The 19304-nt window shown below is 40.2% G+C and carries 11 protein-coding genes; 10 read left to right on the top strand and 1 reads right to left on the bottom strand.

Annotated elements, in window-relative coordinates; translation table 11 throughout:
- Positions 1-48: 48 nt before the first annotated feature.
- The 10 genes from M2135_RS08355 to M2135_RS08310 all read left to right on the top strand — a co-directional run bounded on the left by M2135_RS08355 (position 49) and on the right by M2135_RS08310 (position 18019).
- On the top strand, positions 49-498 hold the full coding sequence (locus tag M2135_RS08355) for an ATPase (protein WP_280748034.1): 450 nt from the start codon (positions 49-51) through the stop codon (positions 496-498).
- Between the two features lie 184 nt (positions 499-682).
- Complete coding sequence (locus tag M2135_RS08350) at positions 683-1045, top strand: BlaI/MecI/CopY family transcriptional regulator (RefSeq protein ID WP_280748033.1); 363 nt, start codon at positions 683-685, stop codon at positions 1043-1045.
- A 6-nt stretch (positions 1046-1051) separates the two neighbouring features.
- Positions 1052-2605, top strand: coding sequence for a M56 family metallopeptidase (locus M2135_RS08345; RefSeq protein WP_280748032.1), 1554 nt, complete (start codon positions 1052-1054; stop codon positions 2603-2605).
- On the top strand, positions 2602-3894 hold the full coding sequence (locus M2135_RS08340; protein WP_280748031.1) for a DUF4934 domain-containing protein: 1293 nt from the start codon (positions 2602-2604) through the stop codon (positions 3892-3894). Before M2135_RS08345 ends, M2135_RS08340 begins: the two co-directional genes overlap by 4 nt.
- A 69-nt stretch (positions 3895-3963) precedes the next feature.
- Entirely contained in the window at positions 3964-5079 is a 1116-nt protein-coding gene (locus tag M2135_RS08335; protein ID WP_280748030.1) for a glycoside hydrolase family 43 protein, read from the top strand.
- A 792-nt stretch (positions 5080-5871) separates the two neighbouring features.
- The gene (locus M2135_RS08330) at positions 5872-6948 is read left to right on the top strand and encodes an efflux RND transporter periplasmic adaptor subunit (protein WP_280748029.1); all 1077 of its coding nucleotides are present in this window, start codon (positions 5872-5874) and stop codon (positions 6946-6948) included.
- Positions 6949-7094: 146 nt separating this feature from the next.
- Positions 7095-10283 (top strand): efflux RND transporter permease subunit, encoded by a 3189-nt coding sequence (locus tag M2135_RS08325; RefSeq protein WP_280748028.1) that lies wholly within the window; start codon positions 7095-7097, stop codon positions 10281-10283.
- A gap of 7 nt (positions 10284-10290) precedes the next feature.
- The gene (locus tag M2135_RS08320) at positions 10291-11772 is read left to right on the top strand and encodes a TolC family protein (RefSeq protein ID WP_280748027.1); all 1482 of its coding nucleotides are present in this window, start codon (positions 10291-10293) and stop codon (positions 11770-11772) included.
- A gap of 76 nt (positions 11773-11848) precedes the next feature.
- On the top strand, positions 11849-15082 hold the full coding sequence (locus tag M2135_RS08315) for an efflux RND transporter permease subunit (RefSeq protein WP_280748026.1): 3234 nt from the start codon (positions 11849-11851) through the stop codon (positions 15080-15082).
- A 708-nt stretch (positions 15083-15790) separates the two neighbouring features.
- A complete protein-coding gene (locus M2135_RS08310; RefSeq protein WP_280748025.1) occupies positions 15791-18019 on the top strand; it encodes a M64 family metallopeptidase in 2229 nt (742 codons plus the stop codon).
- Positions 18020-18123: 104 nt separating this feature from the next.
- Here M2135_RS08310 and M2135_RS08305 read toward each other — a convergent pair whose 3' ends face one another.
- A complete protein-coding gene (locus tag M2135_RS08305) occupies positions 18124-19125 on the bottom strand; it encodes a class II fructose-bisphosphate aldolase (RefSeq protein ID WP_280748024.1) in 1002 nt (333 codons plus the stop codon).
- Between the last annotated feature and the right edge of the window lie 179 nt (positions 19126-19304).

The following is a 19304-nucleotide window of genomic DNA, read 5'->3' as shown; positions in this document are numbered from 1 at the left end:
GTCAATAGCAAATTTATAAACAATAAAAATAATTTAAATCAATTAGTTATGGAACCAATTTTATTAGCTTACATCGGAATTGCAGTTATGACAGCGTTGTCATTTATCGGTAGTGCTTATGGAGTAACAATTTGTGGAAATTCAGTCGTTGGAGCGATGAAGAAAAACCCAGAGGCATTAGGTACATATATCGCATTGAGTGCATTGCCGAGTTCTCAGGGTTTGTATGGATTTGTGGCTTATTTTATGTTACAGTCTTATCTTGTTGCAGATATCTCTATGTTGAATGCATGTGCTATTTTGGGTGCCGGTTTAATGATGGGCTTTTCTGCTTTTTATTCTTCAATTCGTCAGGCTGGTGTTTGTGCGAATGGTATTGCTGCTGTAGGAGCAGGTCACAATGTCTTTGGTGCTACAATGGTTATGGCGGTATTCCCGGAGTTGTATGCAATCTTAGCTTTGTTGGTCGTGATCCTTGTTGGAGGAACTCTGGGCTAATTAAAGAATTTCATTATAAAACAAAAAAAGACGTTTCAATAAGGAACGTCTTTTTTTGTGCACTATCCTCTACGCACTATACCCTTTATTTTCAATAGAACAATCTGTTTTGGTTTATTAACTATTAGTTTTAGTTTTGCAACTAAATTATTTAGTTTATTTGTCTCATCAAACAGATTGCTATATGAAACGATTGACAGCAAAAGAGGAAGAAATAATAGGTTTATTCTGGGAAAAGGGTTCGATGTTTGTTAAACAGCTTCTGGATTATTATGAAGATCCTAAACCTCATTTCAATACACTATCTACAATTGTAAGGGGATTGGAAGAAAAAGGATTCCTCTCGCATGAGGCTTTTGGTAATACCTACAAATACTATGCGACGGTTACAGAGGATGAATACCGGAAAGGCACATTGAAAAATGTAATTGCAAAGTATTTTAATAACTCCTATCTGGGAGTGGTCTCCTCCTTAATTAAAGAAGAAGATATATCCATAGAAGAGTTGAGAGAATTAATCCGTCGTGTGGAAGAAGAAAACAAATAAAGTTGTATGGGCGCTTTTTTTATCTACATATTGAAGTCTACAGTTTGTCTGACACTATTTTATCTATTTTATAAATTACTATTAAGCCGTGATACATTTCATCGTTTCAACCGGATCGCTTTATTGAGTTTAATCGTATTGTCGGTGCTCATACCTTTTTGCCAGTTGACGGTTCAAGAACCGATACTCGCACAATATCCGGTAATAGATCTGGACTCTTTATGGATGTTGGCTACTTTATCAATCGACGAAAATGCGATGAAAACGCCATTATGGGCCAAACTGATTGTAGGAGGATATTTCGTCGGATGTTTATCGTTTGTTTGTCAGTTTATTTATTCGGCCAGACATATTTTACGGATAATCAATCAGGGAAAAGTGAAAAAAACAGGTAAAAATATTCGGTTGGTTGTTGTTGACCGTTCGATTCATCCTTTCAGCTGGATGAACTACATCGTTATTTCCCAAAAAGATCTGAATGAAAGCGGATCGGCGATCTTATCGCATGAATGGGGACATATCAAAGCGTATCACTCCATAGACGTTTTGGTTACCGAAATCTGTGTCATTTTTCATTGGTTTAATCCGGCAGCCTGGTTGTTGAAACGTGAATTACAGCATATCCATGAATATGAAGCGGATGAAAACGTTATAACCCAAGGCATCGATGCAAAAAAATATCAACTATTATTAATTAAAAAAGCTGTTGGTTCACAGCGCTTCACTTCTATGGCCAACAGCTTTAATCACAGTTCACTTAAAAAGCGAATAGCTATGATGTTAAAAAGAAAATCAAATCCGTGGGCACGGTTGAAGTACTTCTATGTACTCCCGTTAGCAGCTATGGCAGTAGCCGCATTTGCCCGTCCTGAAATCTCTCGTGAGTTAGAGCAGATTTCCAGTATCAAAATTAGCGAATTAGTTCCGGTTAAGGAAATGATTGAAGCTAAAAGTTTATCACATTCCAATGACTCTATTAAAATTGAACCTCCGGTATCGGTCGATATCTCTCAGGTCGTGGAGCATATTGCTGAGATTGATTTTTCCGAATTCGACTTTGATTTTGCGATTCCGAATATAGAGATAGAGGAACTTCAGCAGAAAATTACACAACTTCAGAAGCAAATGGATGTGGATGTGCAGGTGGAGATCGAAAAAGTTATGGGAGATATGTTGACCCAACAGGAGATCAATGCCATTGTTTCTGCCGAATTGGAAAAACACCAAGCTGAGATCGCGAAAGCAATCGCCTTGAATCAGCAAGAAATAGATGCGATAGTAGCTATTGAGTTGGAAAAACATAAAGAAGAAATTGAAAAAGCGGGAAGATATGTAGAAGAGCATAAAGAAGAAATCAAAAAGGCTCAGACGACAACTATGAATAGTGATATTGAGAACGTTTTATATTATATTGATGATATAGAGTCAACCCGAGAGTATATCCATGAACTTGATACGGCAAAGATTGAAAGGATACAAATCTATAAAGGAGAAGATGCTGTAAGTCGATATGGAGAAAAGGCAAGTAATGGTGTTGTATTAGTCTATACAAAAAAATGAAACATAAGTCTCGAATAAAGAGTTTCTATACGGCATGTTTTTTAGGAACAGGGTTATTCTTGTCTTCTTGTTCCTTCGAAAAAGAAATAAACAACCAGGTAATCGACATCGCTTCGGCGATGTCGAACCCGATCGAATTGAAAGCCGCTGATTATTTTAAGGAAATCCATTACCTTCCGTTAGAAACCTCCGATGATTGCCTGATAGGACGAGGAGCCCAAGTTCAGATTATTGGTGACAAAATACTGATCACTACCAGACAGTTGCAATGTTTTCTATTTGATAAAACAACCGGTCGTTTCTTACACAGTGTGGGGCATATCGGTAATGATCCCGGAGGATACCAAAATACTAATTGTTGGGTTGACCAGCAAGAGCAGCAGATCTATTTCCCGGCAGAAGCCGATAAAGAGCTTGTCTGTTATGATGATCAAGGTCGTTATAGAGGTAATTGGTTAGCTCCGGTGAGTATGGTGAGTTCGGCAACATTCAGCCGGTATGATCAGCATACAATGATCGCTTATATACCCGGAACAATAAAACTAAATAATGCGTTGGATAGCCTCTGTTTTTTCAATAAAGAGAGTTTAGAGTCTACATCTGCAGTTTCGAAGGCCAATACCATTCCATTTTCCTATGATCAGGTGACACAGTTCAATATTTATAACGGAGAAAAGGCGATGGAACTATTTGGTCCTGTAGGATTACACGGAGTTCTATTTATTCCGACAAAGGATCCCGACATCACTTATTTTCAATTACAGGGAACAACCCATTTCTGGTCTGTCGGAAGCGACTTTTATTTCAAAGGCGATTTTAACGATACGATTTACCAGGTTGTCGACAGACAGTTGCATCCGTCACGTTTTTTTCATTTAGGCACTTATCATTGGCCGGCGGCTGAACGTATGAAACGTCGGAATGATCATACCATATTTATTACTGACATATTGGAAAAAGACGATTTTTTATTCTTTCGCTATATCGTCGCTCCATTAGATCAAAACGGAGATAATCGAACGCTTTATCATGGTATGTTTGATAAATCCACAGGTGAAACACGGGTTGGACTTATGAAGCAAGGGTTTGTAAACGATATAGACGGCTTTATGCCCCTTCAGCCTTATACGCTTTCACCCCAGCAGGAGTGTGTCGGTATACTTCATGCCTATGAAATTACAGCATGGTTCGAAGAGCATTCGGATCAGACAGTTAGACTCCCTGAAAAAGTACAAGCCTTGAAAAATATTGATGAAGAAGATAATCCTGTGATTGTATTTTTTGATTAATGTATTACATTTGCCAGAACGTCTGATTATCAACGTTGGTGCCAGTTATCTAATCTTAATTTAATCATCATGAAAAACTTACTTCTCATTGCTTTATCTTTTTTTATTTTTTGTGCTTGTCAGAACAAGGTTCGTTATGAATCGTTTACCCCCGGTGAGTTATGGCTGGATAACAACGGGATGCATATCAATGCACATGGCGGAGGCATTTTATATATTGATGGACTCTATTACTGGTTTGGCGAACATAAAACGGAAGGAGAAGCCGGGAATGTTGCCAATGTCGGGGTACATTGTTATTCTTCATCCGATCTTTACAACTGGACGGATGAAGGAATCGCCCTGTCGGTTGATCCGGAAGGGTCGGGCAGTGATATCGAAAAAGGGTGTATTCTGGAACGACCGAAAGTGATTTACAATAAACAAACGGGAAAATATGTGATGTGGTTCCATCTCGAACCCAAGGGAAAAGGGTATAAAGGTGCATTAAGCGGAGTGGCAGTCAGCGATCAGGCGACAGGACCTTATCGATATTTGAAAGCAGTCCGTCCCAATAAAGGTTTTTATCCGTCGAATGTGCAGGAAATACATAAAGGAGTCAGTAAAGCAGAAGGGCAATCTTTTAGTGGGGCAAGCTTGCCGGAACATGTCGATTCGTTGAATATTCTGGGACGCGATTTTGCCGGAGGTCAGATGGCTCGTGATATGAACCTGTTTGTCGATGACGACCAGACGGCTTATCATATCTATTCTTCCGAAGAAAACAGCACATTGCATATCGCTAAACTCACACCCGATTATCTGGATTATAGCGGTGAATACGGACGTTTCTTCCCCAACCGTTTTATGGAGGCTCCGGCTATGTTTAAGAAAGAGGGGAAATATTACCTGATGATGTCGGGATGTACCGGCTGGTCACCCAATGAGGCGCGATCGGCTGTGGCTTCTGATATTATGGGCGAATGGAAAGAGTTGGGAAATCCTTGTATAGGTCCTGATGCCGATAAAACATTTTATTCACAAAGCACTTATCTATTGCCGGTCCAGGGTCAATCAGGTCGTTTGATCTATATGGGTGACCGGTGGACACCCGAAAATGCGATCGACGGACGATATATTTGGTTGCCGGTCAAGTTTGAAGGAGAACGGTTTGTTATTGAATGGGAGAGTGAGTGGAGGTTGTAACTCTTTGATTGCGCTTTTCTACTTTAATGTGAGTTAAGAAAAAAGTATTCAATCCGAATAGCTTGTGAGATTTTCGAATGGAAGAAAAGGTGAAGATAGTGAAGGCGAACGCCACAGGCGTTAAATGTGCATAACCCCGGGTCGATCCGCTACGCTCCTCTTCACCCGGGGTTATGCACATTAAATCCCTGTGGGATTTGGCCTTTGGAAAACCTTCAAACATTACCCTATCTGAAGATAAATCTTTATAACTCACGTTATTTTACAGATCTAAAACAAAAACCAGAAACATCTCATCGATTGATTTGATCCTTTTTGGACACTTTTTTGTTAGAGGTACCTCTAAATGATTTTACACGTACCTCTAAACAGATTTAGACGTACCTCTAAATTGTTTTAGACGTACCTCTAACAGAAAACAGACCTAGATGTAACAAAAAAACTGTCTGAATCATCTCTTTATTTCTATTATATGATGTAGAAAAAGGATGTAGACTATCTTAAAAATAGGCAATTGGTCTGAAGTTGGCAGACAGAATAATTTGGAGGTGTATAAGTTGCAAAGGAGAACAAAGAGAAATATTGAGAAGAAATGAAATCCCCACTCGTACAGTAACGACTGGATATACGTATTATAAAAGTAAATTAACCATACGATTTTATCGTAAATTGTATATATTTTAATCTTTTACGCGAACAACTTACTATATTTTTTCTATATTTGCGAAAAGCAAGTCATGAATATTTGTATTTTACTCTTGTTTTTTTGGTGTAAATGAAATTGTTAGCCTTATGAAATACTACAATCTACTAGCCTTTATATTTCTTGCACTCTTTGTGAGTTGCGGTGATTCAAAAGAGAAGAACACGGAAGAAGATTCCATTGAAACGATTTTGCCGGAAGAGACAACACGGGTCACAGTCATGACCTTGAAAGAAGCCGATTTCAATCATGAGTTGATCAGTAACGGCAGGCTTTCTGCCCGTCAATATGTCGATCTGCATTTTGAATCGGCTGAACCGATCGCAAAGATCTATGTAAAAAATGGAGATCGTGTCAGTAAGGGACAAAAACTGGCGGAATTAGCCGCTTTTCGTTTAAATAACAAAACTGTTCAAGCCAAAGATGCTTTGGAACGTGCCCGCCTGGAATTGCAGGATGTGTTGATCGGCCAGGGATATATGTTGGAAGATTCGGCTAAAGTACCGGCGGCAACGATGCAGTTGGTACGGACGAAAAGTGGTTATGACGGTGCACTTATCCAATATCAACTAGCCCGGCATGAAGAGGAACAAGCCATACTGACTGCGCCCTTTGATGGCGTTGTTGCTAATCTCTTCACCAAAGAACAGAATATTGCTTCACCCTCGGATCTTTTTTGTACGGTTATTAATCCGAACAGCCTGGAAGCTGCTTTTACGGTTTTGGAAAGTGAATTACCATTGATAAAAACCGGGGATAGGGTAGAAGTGTCTCCTTTTGCAGCGACAGAAATAAAGACGGAGGGGCGGATTACCGAAATTAATCCTGTGGTTGATGTAAATGGAATGGTTCAGGTCAAAGCAGCGGTAAACAGTAAAGGTAATTTGTTCGAAGGAATGAATGTGCGGGTCAGTGTTCAACGTGCATTAGGCAATCAATTGGTGGTTCCCAAAGCGGCAGTTGTTTTACGTTCCGGGAAACAGGTCGTTTTTACATTGGTTAATGGAAAATCTTATTGGAATTATGTGCAGACCGGACTGGAAAACGCGGAGCATTTTACCGTAACGGAAGGACTGAAAGATGGTGATATTGTCATTACGTCGGGGAATATTAATTTGGCGCACGAATCTTCTGTTGTGGTAAACGAGACAGAAGATTCGAATTGACAATTGATAATTGAAAATTATAAGAAAAATATGGTTGTAAAGAACATGATAAAATATAGCGTTCATCCTTACTTAATGATAATCAGAAGTATTTCTAATTGTCAATTGTCTATTCTCAATTGTCTATTTCAAGTAAAAATTTTAGTATGGTAAAATTTTTACTTGACCGTCCCATAGCCGTTCTTATGGCTTTCACTGCCTGTTTTATTGTCGGGTTGGTGACTTATTTTACGTTGCCTATCTCTTTATTACCGGATATTGCTATACCGGAAATAACGGTACAGGTGACCGTACAGAACAGTTCGGCCCGTGAGTTGGAGAATACGGTGGTAAAACCGATACGACAGCAGTTGATGCAGGTTGCCCGTCTGCGGGATATTCAGAGTGAGACACGCGACGGGTCTGGGATTATCCGGTTGAGTTTTGACTTTGGAACAGATACCGATCTGGCATTTATCGAGGTCAATGAAAAGATTGATGTGGCTATGAATTATTTGCCGCGTGATATGGAACGGCCAAGGGTTATAAAAGCCAGTGCAACGGATATTCCTGTTTTCTGTTTGAATCTGACGATTAAAACAGAAAACGAGAATATAAAGGACAATGGACAATGGGCAATGGACAATGTGAGTAACTCAAATAACTCTAAACTTTCAGCGTTCAACTTACAACAGGAAGAGGAAAGTTCTGCTTTCCTCGAATTGTGTGAGTTTGCGGAATCGGTCATAAAAAGACGGATCGAACAATTGCCCGAAGTAGCCATGGTGGATATAACGGGTATGCAACAAAAACAGTTACAGATCGTTCCGGATTTAAAATTACTGGAAATTGCAGATATCTCGCTAAGTGATATTGAAACAACATTAGCCGCCAATAATATTGAGCCGGGCAGTATGACGGTTCGGGATGGTTATTATGAATACAATATTAAATTCTCGACCTTATTACGCACACAAGCGGATGTCGAAAATATCTATATCCGTAAAAATGACCGGTTATTTCAATTGAAAGACCTGGCTGTAGTCGCTATTGCTCCGGAGAAACAGTCCGGATTGTCGATGGCTAATGGCGAGCGTGCTGTGACTTTGGCCATCATCAAACAGGCTGACGAGAATATGGATCAGATGAAAGAATCATTGGCTGAAGTGACCGATTATTTTACATCGATCTATCCGGATATTGAATTTACAATCACACGTAACCAGACTGAGCTTTTGGATTATACGATCTCAAATCTGAAAGAAAACTTGTCGTTGGGCTTTATCTTCATTTGTATTGTAGCTGTTCTGTTTCTGGGAGATATAAAAAGTCCGTTTGTGATTGCTTTAAGTATGGTGGTGAGTATAGTCATCAGTTTTCTGTTTTTCTACCTGTTTAATATGTCATTGAATATAATCTCCCTATCCGGATTGATTCTGGCTTTGGGTATGATGATCGACAGTTCGATCATCGTCACGGAAAACATAGCTCAGTATCAGTTGCGTGGAGATTCATTGAACGAAGCGTGTATCAAAGGGACGACGGAGGTCGTCACTCCTATGCTAAGTTCTACATTTACCACCATAGCCGTTTTTGTTCCGTTGGTATTTATGAGTGGAATTGCAGGGGCAATTTTTTATGATCAGGCTTTTGCTGTGACAGTCGGATTGCTGGTGTCGTATTTTACCGGTATTATGCTTTTACCGGTCTTGTATAAGCTGGTTTATAGTATTCCGGAAATGAAAAAAACAGGGTGGAATATAAAGATCAATAATCCGATAAAAGTCCATACACTCGACCGCGGATATGTCCGAGGGGTTGATTTTGTGTTTAGACATAAAAGAGTCGCCGGTCTGTTTGTTGTATTGAGTATACCTTTATCTGTACTCCTTTTTTATGTGATCCCCACAAGTCGAATGCCGATAATCGATCAGAATGAACTGATCATGCATATCGAATGGAATGAAAATATACATGTGGATGAAAACCGGCAACGGGTACGTACACTTTTTATTGAGGTGGATAAAAAAGGAGGTGTTGAACATACAGCATATATCGGTTTACAGCAGTTCTTACTCAACCGCGAGTTGGATCTGTCTGTATCGGAGGCCGAACTCTATTTTAAAACAGAACGAACCGATGATATCCCTCTTTTGCAGGAGCAAATTGTCCGATGGATTGGGCAATATTATCCTTCAGCAGTTATCTCTTTTTCTCCACCGGAGACGGTCTTTGAGAAATTGTTTGTCACCGGAGAAGCCGACATTGTGGCCGAGTTTTACTCCCGCAATAAAGCGGAAGCGCCGGATGCTGTTCAGATACGTCATATCGAGCAAACGCTAAGAAAAGGAACCGGATATACACCAGTCGGTATCGCTTTTGACAATCAATTGAATATATCGGTTGATCGTGAAAAATTATTACTGTATAATATTGACTACACGGAGGTTTACCGTGTCCTAAAAACCGCATTTAAAGAAAATGAGATCGCAACCTTACGTTCTTATCAGCAATATTTACCCATCACACTAGCCGGTAGTGAGCAGACAATTAATGAAATTCTGGATCGTACACTCGTAAGGACAATGCCCGATCAAACGCATACAGTTCATCAGGTTCCCTTAAAGTCATTGGTGCGTATAAGTCCAGGTGAAGATCTTAAAAGTATTACTGCCGGCAAGAACGGAGAATTGATCCCTTTCCGTTTTTTCGATGTAAAGAGACCGGAACAATTGATCGATAATATCAGACAGACAGCCCATTCAGCTGGTTTTACCTCTTCTGTTTCATCGGCGAATAACTCCCAAGCCTCCTTGTGGGATATCGATTTTTCGGGAAGTTTCTTTGCCAATAAGCAGATGTTGAACGAACTGGTGGTTATTTTATTTATTTCTGTATTGTTGATGTATTTTATTCTGGCGGCACAGTTTGAAAGTTTTTTGCAGCCGTTCATTGTTTTATTGGAACTTCCGATTGACGTTGCAGCTGCTTTGTTAGTTCTTTGGATTTGCGGACATACCTTGAATCTGATGAGTGCAATAGGTATAGTCGTCACCTGCGGGATTATTATTAATGACTCTATATTGAAACTGGATGCCATCAATGAACTTCGAAAAAGTGGCGTACCCCTTATGGAGGCGATTCATGAAGCGGGTCGCCGTCGTTTGCGTCCGATTGTTATGACATCGCTGACCACTATTTTTGCGATGGTACCGTTACTGTTCTCTTTTGATATGGGCAGTGAATTACAGAAACCACTATCTATAGCCATGATCTCAGCCATGATAGTTGGTACGGCTGTCAGTCTATTTATTATTCCGTTGGTATATTGGTTTATTTACAGAAAACAAGCCTAGAAGACATATGAGACCTCTGAAAATAATACTATGCACGATCTGTTTTTTTACGGCAACACTACAGGCGCAACTTGTCTTAACACTGGAAAAAACAATCACATTGGCGGCCGACAGTTCGCTGGAAGCTTTTCGTAGCCGCAACATGTATCTGGCCGATTATTGGCAGTATCGTACCTATAAGGCCGGACGACTTCCGAGTCTAACATTGAATCTGACCCCCGCTCAGTATTACCGGGATATTACCCGGCGGTATGATTCGGAGACAGATATAGATGTCTATCGGGAACAGCAATCGTATTATGCTGGTGGCAATCTGTTGATTACCCAGAATTTTGATCCTTTAGGCGGTAGTTTTTTTGTGGACTCTGAATTAGGTTATATCCGAAATTTCGGAGATAATAAGTCCACTCAATATACCACTGTTCCGATCCGGATTGGTTACAGGCAAAACCTGATCGGTTATAACCCTTTTTATTGGGAGCGAAAGATTGAACCGCTTAAGTTTGAGAAAGCCAAAAAGGAGTTACTTTATAATGTGGAGCAATTAAGCGAACAAGCGACGGCTTATTTTTTTGCATTAGCTATGGCTCAGGCCGAATATGATCTGCATAAAGAGAATGTAGCATCGACAGATACACTTTACCGAACCGGACAAGAGCGACATAAAATTGCGTCGATCAGCCAGGGAGATTTATTGACCTTGAAGCTTGATGCGGTCAATGCACGAAACAGTCTGCAGAATGCAGATATCGCCTTGAAACGAGCCATGTTTAGTCTGGCGTCGTACCTTAATTTCGACAAAAATACGGAGATACGGTTGGTCTTGCCGGATCGGCCGCGGGATATGACTATTTCTGTTGATGAAGCACTCATATATGCCCGTACCAATAATCCTAAGTTTCTGGATTTACAGCAACAAGTACTGGAGGCCGAACAACAGGTGGATAAAACGAAAAAAGAAGCTTTGTTTAATGCGTCGTTGAATGCCAGTATCGGTTTCAATCAGGTGGCCGGTAGTCTGAAAGATGCTTACCGGGATCCGTTACAACAAGATATTGTCTCAGTGTCGCTTTCTATACCGTTGGTCGATTGGGGAGTTCGTAAAGGAAAACATAATATTGCCAAAAACAATCTGAATGTGGTACAGATTTCAGCCCGTCAGGAAGAGTTAACGGTAGAAGAAGACATTATTATGACCGTCAGCGATTTCAATATTCAGCAGGATCTGATAACCAGTGCAGAAGAAGCATTGGAACTGGCTGTCAGCGCTTATCATGAAAACAAACAACGTTTTATGATCGGAAAAGCCGATATTAACAGCTTGACGCTTTCGTTAAACCGGCAACAGGAAGCACAACGTAATTATATACTGGCTTTACAAAATTATTGGTTGAGTTATTATAAAATCCGAAAACTCACCTTATATGATTTTGAGACAGGTTTTTCTCTGAGTAAAGAGTTCGACTACGATCATCAGATTGTCAACTGATGATCGTAATTGACAATTGACAATTGGAAGAAAGAAAATAAATTAATCTTCATCATTAACAATTAATCATTCTAAATTGAAGTCCTCGCCTAAAATATCCTCTTTCACGCTTATTGTCACCTTTTTATGTGTGGCTTTGGCTGGATTGGCGTTTATCCCATTGTTGCCGATTAAACTTTCTCCGTCGCGAACCTTACCACAATTGACTGTTAGTTATACCATGCCTTACAACTCGGCTCGGGTGATAGAGATAGAAGTTACTTCACGGTTGGAGGCGATGCTGGCTCGGATAAAAGGGATTAAGCATATTTATTCGACATCGGGAAATGGTTATGGCAATATCCGATTGGAACTGGATAAGTATACCAATATCGATGCGGCTCGTTTTGAGGCTTCTACCATTATTCGTCAGACCTGGCCGGGATTGCCCGATGGATTGAGTTATCCTATTCTTGAAATGAGTAGACCCGATGATTTGGAATCGCGTCCCTTTATTGTCTATACCCTCAATGCAGCGGCTACACCTATTTTTATTCAACGATTTGCCGAGGATCAGATCAAACCCCGTCTGTCGGGAATAGATGGGATTTATCGCATTGATGTCACCGGAGCAACTCCTATGGAGTGGCGATTGGAGTATGATAGCCGGCAACTGGTGGTGCTGGGCATAACATTAGATGATATACAGACCGCTATACGGGAATATTATCAAAAAGCGTTTTTAGGAATTGCCGCCGTTTCACAAAGCGATGCCTCTTCAAAAGAGTGGATCCGTCTGGCACTTATTCCCGAATCAGGAGAAAATGGTTTTGATCCTGCACGAATTACCTTAAAAGGAAAAGAAGGAAAACTAATCCGTCTGGATCAACTACTGAAGGTCACCCGGCAGGAGGCGACTCCCCAAAACTACTACCGTATCAACGGCTTGAACTCCATCTATCTGTCGATACGCGCCGAAGAAACCGCCAATCAATTGGAACTGGCTAAAAAGGTCAAAGAAGAGATGCAACATATCCGTTCCTTACTTCCTGAGGGATATGAGGTCTATACCAGCTATGATGCCACCGAATATATCCAGACAGAGTTGGATAAGATTTATTTACGAAGCGGATTGACGATACTGATCCTTTTACTGTTTGTATTGTTGATTACCCGGAATGTGCGTTATCTTTTTCTTATTCTGGTCAGTTTGGTCGTCAACCTTTCTATCGCCGTGATCCTGTATTATGCCTTGCAGTTGGAGATTCAATTGTATTCATTGGCCGGAATAACGATTTCTTTAAGCCTGATTATCGATAATACCATCGTGATGACCGATCATATCCGTAACAGGCAAAACCGCGGGGCTTTTTTATCCATACTGACAGCCACCCTGACCACTATAGCTGCCTTATCGATTATCTTTTTTCTGGATGAAAAAATTCGTTTGAATCTTCAGGACTTTGCTGCTGTGGTGATGATCAATTTAGCAGTCTCTTTATTGATCGCATTGTTCCTGGTGCCGGCCATGATCGATAAGATGGGATTGATGACACCGGCAGATAGAAAAAAACAGCGATCGGTACGATTACCCAAGGTCAACCGGTTTATTCGGCGGCTTCCCGTTTATTTTACCCGCTATTACGAGAAACAGATCCGTTTTTTTATCCGTTGGCGTAAGCTGGCCTGTCTGATTATTCTCCTTGTTTTTGGTTTGCCGGTCTTTTTATTACCGGAAAAAATCGAATTGGAAGAGGAAGAGTTAGTCGATACAAGTAGGAGCGGAGAGTTGAAAAAAACAGTAGCCGAATGGTATAATCAACTGGCTAAAAATAATACCTATAAAGAAAAAATAAAACCGGTCATCGACAAAGGACTGGGGGGAAGTTTGCGCCTTTTTGTTCAGAAAGTATATGAAGGGAGTTATTTTACCCGGAATGATGAAACAGTTTTGCATGTCAGCGCCTCTCTTCCCAATGGGACGACACTTGATCAGATGAACCATCTGATCAAACAGATGGAAGCTTTTCTGAGCGGTTATAAAGAGATTCGCCAGTTTCAGACATCGATCTATAATGCCCGGCAAGCCAGTATCAATATTTATTTTACGAAAGCCAGCGAACGTTCCGGATTTCCCTATACCCTGAAAAACCGGATCGTAAGTAAAGCGCTTGAACTGGGAGGTGGAAGCTGGAGCGTCTGGGGGCTTATGGATCAGGGATTTAATAATGATGTACGGGAAAGTGCCGGTTCGTTCCGTATCGAGATGTTTGGTTACAACTATGATGAACTGTATGATTGGGCAGAACACCTGCGCGAGGAACTTTTGACCTATAGGCGTATCCGGGAGGTGTTGATCAATGCGGAGTTTTCATATTGGAAGGATGATTATCAGGAATTTTATTTTGACCTGGATAGAGGGCGGATGGCTCAGGAAAATATTCGTCCGATAGAATTGTTTGCCTCGTTGAATCCGGTTTTTGTCCGCGATTTATATACCGGAGATATCATCGTTGATAATGAGAGCGAACGTCTTAAACTGACTTCCCGTCAATCGCATGAGTTCGATATCTGGAGTATGCAGTATGTACCCCAGCAAATAAGAGATAAACAATATAAACTATCGGATCTGGCGACCATAGGAAAAGGACAAGTGCCTCAGAAGGTCGTCAAAGAAAATCAACAATATAAACTTTGTGTACAATATGAATATATAGGAGCCAATACGCAGGGTCAACGGATTCAAGAACGGGTATTGAAAGCTTTTAATGCGAAGTTGCCAATGGGCTATACCGCCGAATCACAAGCCAGTTATTGGTCGTGGGGAAAGAAAGACAATCAGCAATATGTACTCCTTTTATTGATCATTGTAATTATCTTTTTTACAACAAGTATTCTATTCAACTCCTTGAAACAGCCGTTGGCCGTTATTTTTGTGATCCCGATCTCATACATAGGTGTATTCCTGACATTCTACTGGTTTAAGCTGAACTTTGACCAGGGAGGGTTTGCCTCTTTTGTATTGTTGTGTGGTATTACGGTCAATGCCAGTATATACATATTAAACGAATACAATCAGTTATGTGTAACTCATCCGCGAATGTCCCCCTTAAGGCTTTACCTGAAAGCCTGGAATGCCAAAATCGTACCGATATTCCTGACTGTTGTATCTACTATACTTGGCTTCATTCCCTTTTTGATCGGATTAGATAAAGAGGCATTCTGGTTTCCTTTGGCTGCCGGAACGATCGGCGGACTAATTATGTCGGTAGTCGGTATTTTCTTTTATCTACCGGTTTTTGCCTTGTCGCGTAAGGCAATGAAGAGGTAATACCAAGGTTTCATCCCCTTTTGGTTCTTGTAAAAAAAAGTACGTTATCCTCTCTACAAATCATGTAGAGGAGTGACTGTTTTTATATAATTAGATTAATCGTCTAACAGCTGTGTCACTATCGTCTACCAATTGGATCACTATCGTCTACCAACTGTGTCCCGATCGTCTACCAATTGGTAGACGATTAATTGATCAGCAAGAAATGGTTAGAGCAGTTCGATGAAAAATATAGGATATCCGGACGAAAAAGATAAAGGTATTTGTCAGAAGGAGTTTCTGTTACAATAAAAAAGTAAAGAGGATAGGCCTCAAACTTTAGGCTTAACGTGAGTTCGATATACAGATTTATCTTCAGATCGGGTAAGATATGAAGATTTTTCGAAGGCCAAATCCCGCCGGGATTTAATGTGCATAACCCCGGGTGAAGAGGAGCGTAGCGGATCGACCCGGGGTTATGCACATTTAACGCCTGTGGCGTTCGCCTTCACTATCTTCACCTTTTCTTCAATTTGAAACTTATATCGAACTCACGTTAGGCTTAAATAAAGCGAGACAAAGCGATATGTAAAAAAATATAATATTTACTGTTTTTTGCAAAGAACTATCATATTATTAATAATTTCACAATTATTTCAACTTTGATACATTCCGCGGAGAAGGGTTGAAATGAAGATTTAGACTCTATAACGTTTTAATTAGTCAATTATGAAACAACCAACGATTATTTTCATCTCCCTGATTTTGTTTCTTTTAGGATGTGGTAAAGAAGATACTCCTGCTCCAGAACTACCTGTTCTTAGTACTCAGCAAGTTTCTAAAGTCACATCGACATCAGCTGATGTTGGAGGAAATATAACTAGTGTAGGATTGCCCACATATACCGAGCGAGGGATATGTATTGGGTCTTCACCGACACCAATAGGCAAGACGGCTATCTCTGGAAGTGGAAGTGGTATGTTCTCAACCACCATCTCCGGCCTTACTCCCAATACGCAATATTATGTACGGGCTTACGCAGTTAATGCAGCAGGAACGGCTTATGGGAACGAGGTGAGTTTTACTACAAAAGAGGTCGAAAATCCTGAAGAACCGGAACCAGAGCCAACTCCCAATGAAGATATGCTAAAAATGTTCCCAGATCCGGTCTTTCGAGAAATACTTAAACCTTATGATATAAATAAAGATGGGCTATTGAGTCCTGCTGAATTGAAAAATATTAATTCCTTGGTGGTAGTGGATAAAATACTTTGTTCTTTAGAAGGAGTTCAACATTTAAAAAATTTGAAATGGATTAGTATTCGCCGTACTGAAATTACATCAGTAGACCTCTCTTCTAATGTCAATTTAGAATCAATTAAATTTGTATTTAATCCTCGTATGACATTTGCGAAATTACCGGAGAGTAAGGGATTAGAGGATATTACGTTTGACAATTGCGATCTTGATACACTTATTGTTCAAGCAGCCCCTTCATTAAAGACTGCCTATATCTCTGGTAATCCCCGTCTCAAAGCGTTTGACACGACTAAATGTCCGAACCTAATAACTCTTCAGTCTTTTGATACTTCCATTGAAATACAGGATTTCTCAACCCATAGCGGGGAACCCATGGTCAACCTCTTAATGAATGATAACTTAAAATACCTTATTCTGAAGGAAGGACTAGAAATAGGCTTTATATCGAGTGGTTCTAATACAAAACGGATAGAGTTGACCTCAGGAGAAGTTTGTGTTATTAATATTGCAGATCAGGGGAGAGAGGGTGCAGATATAAGATCTTATATTGCAACGATAGATCAAAATATAACAACTCGAGGCATTTGTTGGAATACCTCGCCTGAACCGACTATAAATGATCATAAAATTGAAGGAGATGCTGGTGTGGGAGATTTTATAAAAAAAATCACTACATTTTCTTTAGGAAGTAAGTATTATATTCGTTCTTATGCTCAAACAGGTTCTTCCATTGTATACAGTAATGAAAGTATAATCGACCGCTTAGACTATACACAGGATGGAATAGTTACCCGTTTGCAGTCGGCAAAAAAAGGAAAAGGTATCAATCTTATTCTTATGGGGGATGGTTTTACTCATCAGGATATCATAAACGGTGGATATAAGAAAGAGATGAATAAAGCGATGGATGCATTTTTTGCGTTGGAACCGGCTAAATCCTTACGCGATTACTTTAACTGTTATATGGTTACGACTGTTTCTGCCTCAAATAATTTTGAAGAAGGAGGTACTGCTTTAGGTGTGTGTTTTAGTTATAGAACATATATTGGAGGTGATTTTCTAAAAGTAATAGAGTATGCGCAGAAAACAGGGGTAGACCTGACTCAGGCAGTGGTTAGTATTACCGCAAAAGCTTATGATAACCGCCTTGGTGGAACTTGTCATTATTTATCTACAGGACTCTCTGTTGCTTATACACATTGCGCAGAGGAGGAAATGTTTAAAAATACTTTGCGTCATGAGGCGTTAGGGCATGGATTTGCTCATCTGGCCGATGAATATGGGGGATGGGGTACTATTGATAAAAACTATGTAGAGGAAATGCGCATACAGCAAGGAAAAGGATGGTGGGCAAATATCGATTTTACAAATGATCCCAATAAGATAGGTTGGAAGCAGTTTCTGGATGATCCGAAATACAGTTATGTCGGAGTATATGAAGGCGGAGGAACTTATGATCATGGGGTATGGCGACCTGAAGAAAATAGTTGTATGGGCGATTCTTCTTTTCCGTATTTCAATGCACCATCACGCTATGCGATCTATTGCCGGGTTATGCAACTCGCAGGAGAACCTTATTCATTCGAAGCGTTCAAGGCTTTTGATAATGTGACTCCTCCAAAAGGATTACGGGCAGCACCAAGCCGCGATTATATCAGAAACCATCAATCGCCCGTTTTCATTGATTTAAATAAATAGACTCATAAAGTAGTATAAAAATAAAAAAGCGACTATTGTTTTATCAGACAATAGTCGCTTTAATATTTAAGGATTTAATCCATCCTTTTTATTGTTTATGCATTTTAGCAACCACCTTTACCGGCAGAACCAAGTACATTCTCGATTTTGTGTTTGTACAGTTTCTTTGCATTGTCGCGAGCCGGACCTAAGTATTTACGTGGGTCGAATTCGCCTGGTTTGGTGGCGAATGTTTCGCGGATAGCAGCAGTCATGGCCAAACGGCTGTCGGAGTCGATATTGATCTTACATACGGCAGAAGCAGCAGCTTGACGTAATTGATCTTCAGGAATACCGATCGCATCTTTCAATGCACCGCCATATTTGTTGATGGTAGCCACTTCTTCCTGAGGAACAGAAGATGCACCGTGTAATACGATAGGGAATCCAGGAATTCTCTTTTCAATTTCTTCCAGGATATCGAAACGTAGTGGGGGAGGAACAAGGTTTCCGTTCGCATCTTTTGTACATTGTGCCGGAGTAAATTTGTTCGCTCCGTGAGAAGTACCGATAGAGATCGCTAATGAATCGCAACCTGTTTTTGTAACGAAATCAACGACATCATCCGGTTCTGTGTATGTATGATGGTCAGAGCTTACTTCGTCTTCTACTCCTGCTAATACGCCTAATTCACCTTCTACGGTTACGTCGTGAGCGTGTGCATATTCAACGACTTTCTTTGTTAATGCTACGTTTTCATCATAAGGTAAGTGAGAACCGTCGATCATAACAGAAGAGAAGCCTGTATCGATACAACTTTTACACAATTCGAACGAATCACCATGGTCTAAGTGCAGACAGATCTGAGGTTTTTCGCAACCCAATTCTTTCGCATACGCTACTGCACCTTCTGCCAAATAACGAAGAAGCGTTTGATTCGCATATTTACGTGCACCGCTGGATACCTGTAGGATCACTGGAGAATTTGTTTCTACTGCAGCCTGAACAATCGCTTGCATTTGCTCCAGATTGTTGAAGTTGAATGCTGGAATAGCATATTTGCCTTCCATAGCCTTCTTAAACATCTCTTTTGTGTTTACAAGGCCTAATTCTTTGTAACTTACCATTGTAGTTATATGTTATAATGTTAATGATTAAAAACTTGCACAAAGATAATAAGATTCGCTACAAAATGGCAGTCTGATCTGGGCAAAATCACACAAAACTCAGTTGTCGGCAAAAAATAAATGGTTTTTCTTTGTTTGTTTCTTGATAATCTATACCTTTGCAAGCCAAAATACCGGTT

The organism is Parabacteroides sp. PF5-9 (genome assembly GCF_029893105.1).
In the GTDB taxonomy this organism is placed as follows: Bacteria; Bacteroidota; Bacteroidia; order Bacteroidales; family Tannerellaceae; genus JARXWG01.
This window is presented reverse-complemented; position numbering and strand designations above follow the sequence as displayed.

Excerpts from the sequence above, each read along its gene's own strand:
- M2135_RS08335 (WP_280748030.1), top strand. The coding sequence starts at position 3,964 with ATGAAAAACTTACTTCTCATTGCTTTATCTTTTTTTATTTTTTGTGCT.
- M2135_RS08305 (WP_280748024.1), bottom strand. The coding sequence starts at position 19,125 with ATGGTAAGTTACAAAGAATTAGGCCTTGTAAACACAAAAGAGATGTTT.
- M2135_RS08330 (WP_280748029.1), top strand. The coding sequence starts at position 5,872 with ATGAAATACTACAATCTACTAGCCTTTATATTTCTTGCACTCTTTGTG.
- M2135_RS08345 (WP_280748032.1), top strand. The coding sequence starts at position 1,052 with ATGGGCGCTTTTTTTATCTACATATTGAAGTCTACAGTTTGTCTGACA.
- M2135_RS08325 (WP_280748028.1), top strand. The coding sequence starts at position 7,095 with ATGGTAAAATTTTTACTTGACCGTCCCATAGCCGTTCTTATGGCTTTC.
- M2135_RS08350 (WP_280748033.1), top strand. The coding sequence starts at position 683 with ATGAAACGATTGACAGCAAAAGAGGAAGAAATAATAGGTTTATTCTGG.
- M2135_RS08340 (WP_280748031.1), top strand. The coding sequence starts at position 2,602 with ATGAAACATAAGTCTCGAATAAAGAGTTTCTATACGGCATGTTTTTTA.
- M2135_RS08355 (WP_280748034.1), top strand. The coding sequence starts at position 49 with ATGGAACCAATTTTATTAGCTTACATCGGAATTGCAGTTATGACAGCG.
- M2135_RS08310 (WP_280748025.1), top strand. The coding sequence starts at position 15,791 with ATGAAACAACCAACGATTATTTTCATCTCCCTGATTTTGTTTCTTTTA.
- M2135_RS08320 (WP_280748027.1), top strand. The coding sequence starts at position 10,291 with ATGAGACCTCTGAAAATAATACTATGCACGATCTGTTTTTTTACGGCA.